Source organism: Prevotella scopos JCM 17725 (assembly GCF_018127785.1).
Classification (GTDB): domain Bacteria; phylum Bacteroidota; class Bacteroidia; order Bacteroidales; family Bacteroidaceae; genus Prevotella; species Prevotella scopos.
In genome coordinates, this window is record NZ_CP072389.1 from 765460 (window position 1) to 779394 (window position 13935).

The 13935-nt window shown below is 40.1% G+C and carries 10 protein-coding genes; 5 read left to right on the forward strand and 5 right to left on the reverse strand.

The window, feature by feature from the left end:
* Window positions 1-103: 103 nt before the first annotated feature.
* The 4 genes from J4856_RS02915 to J4856_RS02930 are packed head-to-tail and all read left to right on the forward strand — an operon-like array spanning window position 104 to window position 6339.
* A complete protein-coding gene (locus J4856_RS02915; protein WP_065367886.1) occupies window positions 104-1303 on the forward strand; it encodes a hypothetical protein in 1200 nt (399 codons plus the stop codon).
* Window positions 1293-1850, forward strand: a complete 558-nt coding sequence (locus tag J4856_RS02920) for a condensin complex protein MksE (protein ID WP_025836507.1) — start codon at window positions 1293-1295, stop codon at window positions 1848-1850. The genes J4856_RS02915 and J4856_RS02920 overlap by 11 nt, the downstream gene beginning before the upstream one ends.
* Window positions 1834-5481, forward strand: a complete 3648-nt coding sequence (locus tag J4856_RS02925; protein ID WP_025836509.1) for an ATP-binding protein — start codon at window positions 1834-1836, stop codon at window positions 5479-5481. Before J4856_RS02920 ends, J4856_RS02925 begins: the two co-directional genes overlap by 17 nt.
* Window positions 5482-5493: 12 nt before the next feature.
* The gene (locus J4856_RS02930; protein ID WP_025836512.1) at window positions 5494-6339 is read left to right on the forward strand and encodes a DUF7281 domain-containing protein; all 846 of its coding nucleotides are present in this window, start codon (window positions 5494-5496) and stop codon (window positions 6337-6339) included.
* Between the two features lie 41 nt (window positions 6340-6380).
* Here the strand turns inward: J4856_RS02930 and mnmE are convergent, their stop codons facing one another.
* Both mnmE and J4856_RS02940 read right to left on the reverse strand, forming a co-directional pair.
* Complete coding sequence (mnmE, locus tag J4856_RS02935; RefSeq protein ID WP_025836513.1) at window positions 6381-7775, reverse strand: tRNA uridine-5-carboxymethylaminomethyl(34) synthesis GTPase MnmE; 1395 nt, start codon at window positions 7773-7775, stop codon at window positions 6381-6383.
* A 46-nt stretch (window positions 7776-7821) separates the two neighbouring features.
* Window positions 7822-8697, reverse strand: coding sequence for a nucleoside phosphorylase (locus tag J4856_RS02940; RefSeq protein WP_065367887.1), 876 nt, complete (start codon window positions 8695-8697; stop codon window positions 7822-7824).
* Between the two features lie 553 nt (window positions 8698-9250).
* Here J4856_RS02940 and J4856_RS02945 point away from each other — a divergent pair.
* A complete protein-coding gene (locus J4856_RS02945) occupies window positions 9251-10291 on the forward strand; it encodes a type I asparaginase (RefSeq protein ID WP_025836515.1) in 1041 nt (346 codons plus the stop codon).
* 183 nt (window positions 10292-10474) lie between these two features.
* Here the strand turns inward: J4856_RS02945 and J4856_RS02950 are convergent, their stop codons facing one another.
* The 3 genes from J4856_RS02950 to J4856_RS02960 all read right to left on the reverse strand — a co-directional run bounded on the left by J4856_RS02950 (window position 10475) and on the right by J4856_RS02960 (window position 13934).
* Window positions 10475-11392, reverse strand: a complete 918-nt coding sequence (locus J4856_RS02950; protein WP_025836518.1) for a dihydrodipicolinate synthase family protein — start codon at window positions 11390-11392, stop codon at window positions 10475-10477.
* A 98-nt stretch (window positions 11393-11490) separates the two neighbouring features.
* Window positions 11491-12717: an MFS transporter gene (locus J4856_RS02955; protein ID WP_065367888.1), complete on the reverse strand. Its 1227-nt coding sequence runs from the start codon at window positions 12715-12717 to the stop codon at window positions 11491-11493.
* A gap of 119 nt (window positions 12718-12836) precedes the next feature.
* Entirely contained in the window at window positions 12837-13934 is a 1098-nt protein-coding gene (locus J4856_RS02960) for a cyclically-permuted mutarotase family protein (RefSeq protein WP_428842425.1), read from the reverse strand.
* Between the last annotated feature and the right edge of the window lies 1 nt (window position 13935).

The window sequence follows — 13935 nt, forward strand, 5'->3', positions numbered from 1 at the left end:
GAAGCAATGCTTCTTTCGTAATCATCTATCAACATACTGATGACCATCGCCCAAACTATTGGAAAACAAATGCTAACACAATCTTTATTTAGTAAGCAATCAAATGGATATTCTCTCACATTTTAGAACCATAGAAGAACTAACAAAAACGCTCTCTCGAGAGCAAGAACTACTAAGTCAGATGTTTGAGAAACGTAAGCTGATGAAGTTTCCGATAGGGTTAGCAATAGAATTAGTCGGTGGAAACGAAAACCGACTTAGAAGACTTGTGGACTATGGTGTGTTGGTGGAATCAGGTAACTCCCTTGAAATAGAGAGTGATTACATCAACTTCTTCGAGGAGGTGCTGAATATTAATGAAGAAATAAGTGTTCTTAGTGTGCAAGAGTGTATTAACACCTTAAAGGAGCATATTGGTTATTTCTTGCAAGAAACCAATGTAAATCGAAAAGCAGGTTATCAAGATAGTGTGCGACAACTCTTAAAGAAGACAGGCTTCAGGACATTAAAGAATGTCGTAGATTTGAAGCGAAACATGGACAACACCTATAAGCAAGAACCCAACTACCTTATAAAGAAGACTAAGCTACAGAATCTTGACGAAAAAAGTCATAGCATACGCTCAATGATACGTGAGTGTGAGAAGCTAATGGACAATGAACAGGCCTTCTTCATCATGGCCAATGACCCTCACATGGCTAAAACCTGCAGTAATGTTAAGCACGACTTTACAGAGGCTTATCATGCATTAATGGAGATTGACAGACAGATTATTGTCTATATCAATCAAATAGACCAACAGAATCAACTATATAAAAAGATTCGCAAACTAAAATACCTGCAAGACCAACTACTCATTAAGACTGACACGAATCTTGTACAAGTATTAGAGCACATAAATCCTTTATGGATGGAGTCTCGACAATATAGTAAGCTTCGACTTTCATTAGAAAGATTAAAAGAGAACGATGAGATAGTAAAGGTACTGCGCAGAATTGCTGAACGCAATGGAATACAGAAGTCTGCACGAACAGAAGCAGAACCCCTGACAGATGAAGACTTACAAGTACACATACAGCGTCTGAAAGAGGTGGACCCAGCAGAAATTTGGAATACCTTTGCAGCATCAAGTTACAATCTGTTTGAATTCATACTGCGATACAATTATGCTACGAAACGTGATCTTAAAGATCATGCTGCCCTCTTTTGTCAACTCGTCATCTTACACGCTGATGAATGTAAGATGACAGGAAAATATGCTACATATCAAAACATTGAATACCCTATCATCTATGCGAAATAATACTCAAAGAATATATGAAAGGCTGAGTCGAGGAGAATTCCTATCGGTTGACAGCACAGACAATTCTATCCGTCATCTCTATGAGGACATTGAAGAGAATCTAGAAGACTATACCGATTATTTCAAAGAAATTGGGCTTCAGTTAGAGATGGGTAATGGTTACTTCTATTTTTCACGTTTAGAAGAGGGGAAACATACTATAGGACAGAAGCTGGAAAGCTTTTCAAAATGGCTTGATTATCTTGACTTTCTTAAATGTTATAATCAATCGTTTACTGCCGGTTACCAGTTTCGTAAGAGTAATCTGATAGAACAAATCAGTCTTGACATCGAACTCAAGGAGAAAGCCAATCACCTATTCAAGAAATATGGGGCTGGTTCAAATTTGGAAACTGTGAACAAACTTCTTCAGGAGATGCAGAATATGGGCTTTGCTGAATGCATCAGCGAACAAGATGAGACTTATAAAATTACTTCAGCATTCCATTATGCTGAGGAACTGGTAAACATGATTCAAATAGCCAACGAAGATGAAGTACCTGAATAAGATTATTTTTATCAATAGTGCCAACATTCCTTATGCAGAGATAGCAATAGATGGTAACGTGCATTTTACAGGAACACAAGGTGTCGGAAAAAGTACTATACTGAGAGCACTACTTTTCTTCTATAATGCAGACAAGCATCGGCTCGGCATTCAACAAGGACAAAAGTCCTTTGATGAATTCTATTTTCGTCAATCTAACTCGCATATCTTATATGAGGTAATGCGTGATAATGGAGCCTATACCATCTTAGTAAACCGCTATCAAGGTCGTGCTTCATGGCGATTTATCGATGCTCCATACCAGAGAGAGTGGCTCATTGACGATAACAAGCAGGTACTGAGTGACTGGGTAAAGATACGTGAACGCATCGAGAATAATATAGTTGTATCAGCGAGAATCGACTCTGGTGTCATGTTCAAGGATATCATCTTTGGCAATACCCACGATCATAAGTTCACACGCTATGCACTAGTACAAAGTGCACACTATCAGAATATTCCACGAAGTATTCAAAATGTATTTCTTAACACGAAGTTGGATGCTGACTTTGTGAAGAATACAATCATCCTGTCAATGGCTGACGAAGACCACCCTATTGATTTACAAACGTACAGAAGACTGGTAACAGACTTTGAAAGGGAATACGATGAAATAGACTGTTGGTTTCGTCAGACACGTGACGGAATTTATCCCGTACGCCAGCAAGCACTGAAAATAGCTGAACAGGGGCGTAAGATAGTTGCGTTTGATCAGCAACTACTTGATGTATGGCACATGCTGAACTATGTTGTAGCAGACGATGAACAACAAATACCACTATTGGAAAGTAAACTTGTAGATGTAAGGAACAATATTGAGAAAGAAAGTAAACGTCAGAAGGAACTTAAAGCTGACTATGACAAAGAAAAAGACTCACTCAATCAAGACCTTGGTGGGAAAAATAGTAAGCTGAAAGAGATAGCTGAGAAACGAAAGTATTTTGATGCTATCAATATAAAAGAAAAGGTTGCACTTAACGCTCGTGAGAAGTCATTAAAACATGAGACGGCTGAGAAAAAAATGCTATTGGATGATTTGCTCAAAACGAATGCTTCAATAGCAGAGAAGTATAACATCGCCAAAGCGAAACTTGAAAACGCTCATCAAGCATTTATCAATAGGCTGAGAGAGGCTTTATATACAAAACAAACAGAGCTACAACAAGAACGAAATCGCTATGAAGAAGAGCGTTCTAAGAACAGAAATCAGGTTATGAATACGTATCGTGTTCTGTCAAATGATTCTAAAAATCGTCTTCAAGACCTTTTTGCAGAACGGTATAGAACAGATAGTAGACTTAAAGAACTACGTCAATGGCGCCCAAAAGAGGATGACATCAAGTTGGTGAAGGAGCAACTGGTGCAATTAAATATCAAAGAAAAGGCTAACGGAGCACAGCAGACAATTGTTAGAATTCAAATAGAAAAGCTGACTAATGAATTCGAAATGAAAGAGGCAGAGTTGAAACAAGCCTCTTTGCAGGAACAAAAGCGATTGGAGAACGATCGTACAATATGCCGTAATGAGATTGAAAGAATCAACGACTTGCTGTCACATCTGGATGACTCGCTGTATCATTGGTTGTGTGAGAACGCTGTAGGATGGGAAGATACAATTGGAAAAGTTGTAGATGAAGAACGGATACTCTACGCCCAAGGACTTGAACCAACATTAGACAGTAAAACGGACAACCTATTTGGAATAAAGCTCAACTTGGAAAATATTGAGCCTGCTCATCGTACCCCTGATGAGTATAGGACAAAGAAGAAAAATTTAGAAAGCCAACTTCAGCTATTGAATAGACAGTTATCACAACTACCAGTAACCCTTCAAGAGGAAATATCTAAACTCGGTAAGAAGTATGGTAACCTACTTAAACCATTACGTCAAGAGGCTACTCAGTTAAGAGTGGAGGCTGAACAAATACCTACAAAGAGACAAAACCTGCAGAACCAACAGCATAAATTAGAGATGGAAGAGCAGGAGATAATCTCAAGCGAACAAGAATTACGTATGCGTGCATTCAATGATGCCACACTTAAAGTTGAAGCAGAGAAAGAAAGACAAGCTAAGAATGATGCTAAGAACGAAAAGGATTTGAAGGAACTTGATGCTGCTTTCAACAGGTCTGTAAAGGCACTTAATAATGAACTACATGCGTTTCAAGAGCAACAAAAGTCAGAAGCCGAATTGCATAATCAGGAATTTGAAAATCAAAAAGCTCAACTTGACAAGCAACAAAAAGCTGAGCTTGAAGGCAAGGGAGTAGATATCAAACTATTGAATGAATATCGCAAAGCACTTGATGAGCTTAACAAGCTACTTCAACAGATAGAGACAGACCGCAATGACGTAATCAAATACGAAGATGCGGTGGAAACGCTCTTCTCTAAAGAAGCTGATATTAGAAACAATATAAAGGAGATTGGACAGCGACTTATTATGTTGCAACAACGCTACGAAGACAAACGAATACGCATAGAAAAGAAGAAGCAGGCATTTGAAGACCAACAGAGAGCAATCCAAAAAGACCTCGCTCATAGAAGAGATGGACTAAATCAATATCATCAAGTTATAGAAAATGAACACTTAGTATCCAACGATTATCTCGCTGATAATAAGGTAAAGGCTACACATTTAGACTGTTTACAGCTAATAAGCCAGCTGAGAGGCACCATTAATCAGAAACGAGAAGCCATTGAGATACTAAAAGGAACCGTCGTAAACTTCAATCGCAACTTTAAGCCTCAGAATGCTTTTCACTTCAACACGATGCCTGTAACAGACAGCGATTATATGCAGATCTCAGTTGACTTACAAGAGTTCATGGACAATAACAAGATTGAAGAGTATAGAAGGCGTACAAGCGAACATTACAAAGACATCTTAGGACGTATCTCAACCGAGATAGGTACATTGATGAAACGTAGGTCTGATGTTGATAGAGTAATTCTCGACATCAATCGTGACTTTGTAGAAAAGAACTTTGCAGGCGTTATCAAAAGTATAGAGTTAAGAGCGAATGAGTCCTCTGATAAGCTTATGCAATTGCTTATTTCAATTCATGATTACAGTGTTGACAATGCACTTTCAATTGGAGAACTAAACCTATTTTCAAGTGATAATCATGATGAAGTAAATCGTAAGGTTGTTGATTATCTCAAGAGTTTGTCTCATCAGTTACAGAACGAACCAAATCGAAGTAATGTGTCATTGAGTGATGCTTTCCGTTTACAATTCCGTATTAAAGAAAACGACAATGATACAGGATGGGTAGAACGCATTAATAACGTTGGCTCGGACGGAACAGATATCTTAGTAAAAGCGATGGTTAACATCATGCTTATAAATGTCTTTAAGAAGAAAGCAGCACGTAAAAATGGCGACTTCATTGTACATTGTATGATGGATGAGATAGGACGTTTGCACCCCAACAACATCAAAGGCATACTACAATTTGCTAACTCTCGTAACATCTATCTCATTAATAGTTCTCCGACATCCTATAATCCATACGATTATCGATATACCTATTTACTTAGCAAGCATGGCGTAAAGACAAGAGTAGAGAAACTTTTAAAAAGAATCTGACAAGAAAGGGTTATGGCAATAAGTGCATCATTACAAGCTTTAATAGCTGGCGAGACAGTTGCAGGTTCAAAGATAAACCCAAGACTGCTAACAGAACTTATGCAAGAAGGACTGCTACAAATCATTATTCGCGGTTCTAGAAAGTCGTATCGAGCCATCAACATCGAAGCTTTGAAAAGACATCTCATTGACAAAGACGAGAATTTTAGAATATTAGAAGTTGATGATTCAGACTCACGGCATTCAATGGCAAACGAAACAGGGAACTCAAAACTCGTGACTGTACGTTCGTGCCCAGGCTTTCCTGTAAACAGCTATGAACCAATAGAATGTAGCTTTAATAATAAAGCTTTTGTTATCAATCCTGTAGAAGGTTCATTCTTATTTGTTGCTGACTGGAGAACATTCAAAATTCCAGCGGATATGACCATAATAGGAATTGAGAACATGGAGAATTTCAGAATGATACGCCAACAGCGTGCGTTTTTTGATACGTATCTGCAGAAACACAAACTTTCTCAGAAGGTATTATTCGTTTCACGTTATCCACAATCAACAGACCTTAGAGAATGGCTAGCTTCTCTTCCGAATCAATACCTTCATTTTGGCGACTTCGATTTAGCTGGTATTCAGATTTTTCTAACAGAGTTTCAAAGACATCTAGGGGCTGAACGCACCACCTTCCTAATCCCAGAGGATATTTCAACTCGGCTAAAACATGGGTCTGCTACACGATATAACGAACAATATGCTCGCTATAAAAACATTAAAACAGATATAAACGAGATTCAACAATTGATAAATCTCATTCATAGTGAGCGGAAGGGGTATGACCAAGAGGGATATATCTCTCAGTAAACAGAATCCAACAAACTATAAAACCTCAAGTTTCTGAGAATTCACTTTCCGATACAGAAGTGCTTAAAGATATTACCAAGAACCTCATGTGTAGTGATTTGGCCACCTGTGATGTCAGCAAGTTGATGGAGACAGATACGCAGATCCTCGCTAATGAGGTCACCACTAAGACCGGAATCAAGACCTAACATCACTCGAAGGATTGACTCATCCGCATGAGTCAAGGCCTCGTAATGACGGGCAGAAGTGATGATAACACTATTTTCGTTTATCTCAGGGATGTCTGCAGCTTCATAAATTGCTTCCTCTAATTCATTGATATTCTGCTTCAACTTAGCAGAGATATAGATTGTATGTAGTTCTTTATTAGCCATTCTTGGCTCCGCAGCCTTACTATCTATCTTATTAAAGATCGTAATCAAATGCTTCCTCTGTGCTAATCGTTGTATCTCAGCACATTCTTCTGCTGTTGGTACATCATCAACAACCCACAAAACAATGGCTGCCTCATCCATTTTCTGATAAGCGCGCTCAATACCTAACTTCTCAATTTGGTCGTCAGTATGACGAATTCCCGCTGTATCGATGAAGCGAAAGGTGACACCTTTGATTTCGGTAGTATCTTCAATGACATCACGGGTGGTACCATGAATGTTTGAGACGATGGCTTTCTCTTCATGGAGAAGACAATTCAATAGCGTTGATTTACCGACATTCGTCTTACCAACAATGGCTACAGGTACACCTTTTTTTAATGCTTTACCTGTTTCAAAAGAATCAGTGAGTGACTTTACTCTTTGATGAATCTTCTCTGCCAAAGCCTTCAGCTCAGTGCGGTCAGCAAACTCAAGTTCTTCATGATCAGAGAAGTCAAGTTCTAACTCTAACAAAGAAGTCATCTTCAATAGCTGCTCACGCAAGAGTGAAAGTTCAGAACTAAAATGACCTTTAAGCTGACTTAATGCCACTTGATGCGACGCTCGGTTAGAAGCAGCAATAAGGTCGGCAACAGCCTCAGCCTGACTGAGATCCATCTTACCATTCATATAAGCCCGCTGTGTATATTCACCAGGCTGAGCTTGACGGCATCCAGCATCAATAAGTGCCTTAACTACTTGATTAAGAATATAAGCAGAACCATGACAAGATATCTCAGTACTATTCTCACCCGTATAACTATGAGGAGTTCGGAAGACACTGACAAGAACATCATCAATGGTATTCCCCTCCTTGTCGAGGATCTCGCCATAATGCAAGGTATTAGCTTTCGCATCTGTTAAATGCTTTCTATGAATACCCTGAAAGACTTTGTCCGTTACTTTTATCGCTTTCTCTCCACTCACACGGATGATACCTATAGCTCCACCGGGCTGAGTAGCAAGCGAGCAGATTGGCTCGCCACTCCCCGAAAGAATTGACTGGGGAGTGGATAACATTGATTGTGATATCTTATCAGTTTGTTTGCTCATAAAATATGGTTTCTTATATTCTCTCCAACACCTTCTCTATCAAGCCATCAATCGTATTCTTATAGCTTGCATTAGCTTCTTTAGCAAGTCGGTTTGCAATAACCATACATACAGTTACAGCCTTATGACCCATCAGGGTTGCAAGACCTGCAAGGGCAGATGATTCCATCTCGAAGTTGGTTACCTGCATACCATTATAAGAGAAGTTTTCTATCTTCTCATTCAATTTAGGGTCCTGCAAAGGTAAACGAAGTTCACGACCCTGTGGCCCAAAGAATCCGCCACATGCGATTGTGACGCCACGTACCATATCGTCAGAAGCAATCGTATTAAGTAATTCCTTATCAGCACATGCCACATACGGATTTCCCAACTGAGGGTCCCAGTTCACCTGCTTCTTGAACTCCGCTTCAAACTCAAGGTCACAAGCCTGGTTACGACCAGCATAGAAGTTTAGTAAACCATCAAAACCAATACTCTTAGCAGATGCAATATAAGTACCAACAGGTGTGTAAGGCTGTAATCCTCCACAAGTACCGATACGTACAAGTGTCAACTGGTGCAATTTTTCTTTCTCTGTACGTGTCTTGAAATCTATATTTGCAAGTGCATCCAGCTCATTTACAACAATATCGATATTATCACATCCAATACCTGTACTTAAAACGGTGATTCTCTTCCCATGGTATGTACCTGTGATAGCACGGAACTCACGATTAGACACCTCACATTCGGTATTATCAAAATGTGAAGCAACAAGTGCTACACGACCTGGATCACCAACAAGTATAACTTTATCTGCAAGATTCTCTGGGTTCAAGTGCAGGTGGAAGATGCTTCCATCTTCATTTATAATCAGCTCCGAAGGGGCAAAATATTTCTTCTCCATAGTTGAAAGATAATTTGGTAATATAGTGAATGATTATGTTTGAAACACAAAGATAAGCATAAATGCAGAGATAACCAAACGTTGTAAAGGAAATCACGCATACACAATGACTGACAAAAGCTTTCCTATACATAACTTCCTCAAAAAAGACACATTAACAATTATCCTCCCCTATCAAAGAGGAAGTAAGATACATTACTATCAGAGTTTTCATTGTTTATACTTCTTCAAATTCTCATTAACAATAGAATGACTTCATCCTAAAAGCATGTGACAATGTGTTTAGCCTTCCGCACACTTCGTGCGGGGCCTTAGCACCACTCGTGCTAAGCACCAGCACCACTCGTGCTAGGCCTCCGCACCATTCATGCTTTTTATTAGTAGATTTTTTGAAAAAGGTTAGTGCCTTTATTACAACTGCCAAACAGACTTATTAAGGATTCCTTTTTAGAGAAATGTTTTATTGTTCAACACTAATAAAAAATAATGTAGAGAAATTAGGATATGAGTTATTTTTTTTGTTATCTTTGCAAAAACAACAAACTAATGCGCGATGAACAGAACCAACAAAGTATTGCTTATTTACACAGGTGGCACCATTGGTATGGGGCATAACCAACGGACAGGTGCATTGGAGCCATTGGATTTCAACCATCTCGTTGACAACGTTCCCGAATTCAAACTTATCCCTACAGAGGTTGATACCTACCAGTTTGACCCTCCTATTGACTCTTCTGACATGTCACCTGTAAAATGGAAGCAGTTAGTAAAAGTTATTTCAGACCGCTATGATGAGTATGATGGTTTCGTTGTATTACATGGTACTGACACGATGTCCTATACCGCATCTGCTTTATCGTTCATGTTTGAGAACCTCACAAAGCCTATCATTCTTACAGGTTCGCAACTTCCTATTGGACAGCTTCGTACCGATGGTAAGGAGAACCTTATGACAAGTCTTGAATTGGCATCGTCTCATCATGCGGATGGCACACCTATTGTGCCAGAGGTTTGTGTCTATTTTAGTGGACACCTTCTTAGAGGCAACCGCTCAACGAAGCAAAATGCTGATGAATTCAACGCATTTGACTCATTTAACTATCCTCACCTTTGTGAAGCTGGGGTCAACTTCAACTTTAAAGAACACAATATCTTAAAGCCTGACTTCTCGAAGCCTATGGTGCCACATTTCGAGTTAGACAACAATGTTATTATCTTCTCACTCTTCCCTGGCATCGAAGAACATTTAATTCGACACACATTTGATGCTCCAGAGTTGCGAAGCATAGTCATGCGCTCGTATGGTAGTGGAAACGCACCACAACAACCATGGCTCATGAACTTACTCCGCAAAGTTACAGAGCGTGATATTATTGTTGTCAATATTAGCCAATGTATTAGTGGCCAGGTTGAGATGAACCGTTATGACACGGGCTATCAACTCAAGGATGCTGGCGTTATCAGTGGCTATGACAGTACCGTTGAGGCTGCTGTAACAAAACTGATGTTCCTGCAAGCTAAGTATAAAGACACGGAAACTATCCGTAAATACATGAATCAATCAATTGCAGGTGAAATCACTATCTATAATTGAAACCAACGAAACCTCACAAAAAGACACAAAACAAAAGTACGTAGTTAAACGACATAGAATTACAAGAGTACTCTGTGTAAACAGAGTAGAAACAGCCCAATACTTCCCAATCTCCTAGTCAACAAACTTATAAAGGAGATTAAAGAGAAATATCGGGCTGTTTCCCGTTTATATAATCGCTTGTTAGAACTTATTGCAACGCTCAAAGAAACCAATTCCCTCAAGTTCTTTCTTCATACGTGCCTCTTCCTCATCCGTCATATTCTGAAACGGAACACGATTAGGACCAAGGTCAAAGCCAATCAGTTTCATGATACGCTTACCACCAACAATATTACCACGGAAGTGACAAATGACATTGATAACCTCTTGTGAGAAGTTCTGCTTCTCACGTGCAGTCTCAATATCTCCCCTGTTCCATGCCTCAATAATACCCGTCAACTCACGTCCATTATAGTTAGTTGTACCACCGATACCACCCTTTGCACCTCCCTGTGCTAGACTTGGGAGTATTGTCTCATCTTGTCCGTGCAACATATCAAACTTTCCATCCTTGTAAAGACGGCATTGGTTGTACTCATAAAGGCTTTCAAAGGTATATTTAATACCAGCGAAGTTAGGAATACGACCATCAACAGCCTTCAACAGCTCAAGCATTGACAAGAAAGCACCATTGAAAGCAGGGATATGATAATAATAGAAAGGAAGTGAAGGAGCTGCAGCTGCAATTGTCTCACAATACTTCACTAACTCCTCAATACGACCAATCTTTGGGAATGGAGGAGCCATAGCACCAATACCCCATGCACCAATCTTCTCAGCATGTTCAGCCAAACGTACACTCTCACGCAAGCAGCAACTACCCACATGTACGATAACCTTAAAACCTTCTGGTGCTACCTGCATCCAACGTTCAGCCAACTGCATACGTTCTTCTGTTGTGAGCATATAGCCCTCACCTGATGAACCATTGATGAAAACACCCTGTAATCCGTTCTTCTGCAACATAGCAGCATAAGCCTCTATAGGCTCAAGATTGACATCGCCATTTGCATAGAATGGCGTGAACGGAGCGTCAATTAATCCGATAATCTTTTCCATAAATGATGTTGCCCTCCACCTTCTATTCTCTTCATTGCGAATTACGTGAGTGGTAAAGACGATTATATGTGATAATTATTAGCAATTATAAAAACCTCTTATTCCATATTGTCGGTTGTTGGCTTTAAACAAGAGAGTTGTAAAACCAAAGCTAAAACCACAATACCTCCTAAGATGGCAAAGCCAAGACCGAGGTTTCCACCATCTGTCCACTTGCCTAACACCTGTGTTACGACGGCACCAGCAAACACACCTGTCATATTCATGATTCCGTAAGCCGTACTACGATACTTTGAAGATATGAACTGACAAAGGATTGGCATATTGTTAGCATCAAACATACCATAACCGATACCGAAGCACAACCCTGCTCCAACAAAAGCAACAAGACTATGACCAAAACCCAACAACATCAGAGCAGGAACAGTCAGGGCAAGACCTATGGCACTGGTATAAACACGTCCGCACAGGTTACGTTGTACCCAACGGTCAGAAACGATACCTCCCATGATAACACCTATAAACGATGAGACTGCAATTGTTATTGTTGACATCGGTCCTGCAGTTGACATTGGAATGTTCAAACTATTAGCAAACAATGTTGGCAACCAGTTCTTTGTTGCCCAACCTGGAAGACTTGGTACTGCAAAGTAAAAGAGTATTACCCAGAAAGCCCATGTAGAGCAGACGATTGACAATCCACGGAAAGGATTCTTGCTTGTTTTAGCCTCTTCTTGTGAAGTACGTTTCTGTCCATGCTTAGGACTTTCTTTCATGAATAAGAGTAAGACAATTGAATAAACTATACCGATGATGCCAAACCAGTGAAAGGCAGCATTCCATGAAAGCATCGCTGCAAGTGTGGCGCCGAAACCACCCACTGCCTGGCCCACATACAGACCCGTCATGTGAATACCAATCGCCAGTGAGCGTGACTTTCCTTCATGCCAATCGGCAATAAGCGACAAAGCTGCTGGAATATAGAGTGCTTCGCTGATTCCCATAAACGCACGAAGCCAGTAAAGTTGATTGAAACTCTCTGCATATCCCATGAGCAAGGTCACAGCTGACCAAACAAAAATACTGCCTACGACAAGCCACTTGCGGTTTGCACGATCAGCTATGATTCCAGCAAACGGACTCACAAGACCATAAACCCACAGGAACACAGCCATCAAAGCACCGAATGCTTCAGCATGGTTTAACTCAGCAATATCAACTTTCATTGCTTCCTGCATTGTCGATAACATCTGTCGGTCCATATAATTGAGCAGGGCAACAAACCAGAGGAGAGCAACAAGTACCCAAGGATAATATTTTTTCATAAATGAATTTAGCCCTTTCTAACATCATCCTCTTCATTCAAAAGAAGTAAAAGAAGGCTCCGTTGAGAAAAATGGGCAATTAATGATTAATTTCAATAAGTAAGAATCGAGGAGTATTATTAGCGTTTAGGATATCTCACAACCTTATTGCTACGCACTCTTGGCTTTAGCTCACCACCAATAACATACAGACCTTGCTCCGTCTGTGCCAAAGCTGCACCAGCACGAGCCGTGTCAGGACTCTTATAGAGGACCTTCCAACCATCTGCATTATAATATAAGGTGTAAGGATTAAAACGATACCAATCTATAGGATGACTGAGATAATCTGGCTGCGGATGATTGACAGCCGAGAGGAACACATCTTTGTTTACGCCTCCCATCACAAGCAGCTGGTCTTTGGATAGGTTAATACCCGTACCACCTCCAACAAACAATGGTTCACCTTTTTCATCTTTTGGTCCTTCAATCGTCTGCCATTCATCTGTAGTTTCGTCATATATGCAACCATCCATCGCCAATTTTGCTTCCTCACCATTTGCAGCAGGGGCAAAACCACCAAATAGACAGAAACGATTATCACCAATGCTACCAGCTACTGGCTGCACACGCACAATTCCGGGGAAAGGTTTTACGTCTTTCCAACCAGCTGAAAGATGATCTAAATCTAATCGTAAAACTCGATTCGAAGCCTTGCCATCCATCATTCCTCCTGCAATATAAAGATGTCTGCCTACTAAGGCTCCCGCCATGTTGTCTGCAGAATAAGGAAGAGAAGGTAGAGACATAACTTCAGCTTTACCGCATACGAAGTTAACACGATAAACGTTCCTACAGCTCCCATCATTATTCATTCCACCTACAATAATCATACTGTTATCGCAATTGACTGCGACACCATAAGCCAGAGGTTCAGGTAAATGACCAACCAACTTCCAATTCAGCTGATTATCCTCATCAGTCTTGGATGCATAAATCCCACGATAATAAAGCTTCTTACTATCAGGTGCCAAAGTGTGTACAGGGAAATTACATCCACCAGCCATTACAAGTTGATTATCAATACACCCCGCATAACAGGCGGAAACGCCCTGTTCAATTCCCACTTCTTCACTAGGAAAGCCACTCATTAACACTAAGCTATCAGCATCAGAAGCATTCACTTCCAATACCGTCAATAAGGTTATCGCTGTCATTATTAGGTTTTTAAGTTTCATC

Bases quoted from the DNA above. Each gene is read 5' to 3' on its own strand.
- J4856_RS02915 (WP_065367886.1), top strand. From the start codon at position 104: ATGGATATTCTCTCACATTTTAGAACCATAGAAGAACTAACAAAAACG.
- J4856_RS02920 (WP_025836507.1), top strand. From the start codon at position 1,293: ATGCGAAATAATACTCAAAGAATATATGAAAGGCTGAGTCGAGGAGAA.
- J4856_RS02925 (WP_025836509.1), top strand. From the start codon at position 1,834: ATGAAGTACCTGAATAAGATTATTTTTATCAATAGTGCCAACATTCCT.
- J4856_RS02930 (WP_025836512.1), top strand. From the start codon at position 5,494: ATGGCAATAAGTGCATCATTACAAGCTTTAATAGCTGGCGAGACAGTT.
- mnmE (WP_025836513.1), bottom strand. From the start codon at position 7,775: ATGTTATCCACTCCCCAGTCAATTCTTTCGGGGAGTGGCGAGCCAATC.
- J4856_RS02940 (WP_065367887.1), bottom strand. From the start codon at position 8,697: ATGGAGAAGAAATATTTTGCCCCTTCGGAGCTGATTATAAATGAAGAT.
- J4856_RS02945 (WP_025836515.1), top strand. From the start codon at position 9,251: ATGAACAGAACCAACAAAGTATTGCTTATTTACACAGGTGGCACCATT.
- J4856_RS02950 (WP_025836518.1), bottom strand. From the start codon at position 11,392: ATGGAAAAGATTATCGGATTAATTGACGCTCCGTTCACGCCATTCTAT.
- J4856_RS02955 (WP_065367888.1), bottom strand. From the start codon at position 12,717: ATGAAAAAATATTATCCTTGGGTACTTGTTGCTCTCCTCTGGTTTGTT.
- J4856_RS02960 (WP_428842425.1), bottom strand. From the start codon at position 13,934: ATGAAACTTAAAAACCTAATAATGACAGCGATAACCTTATTGACGGTA.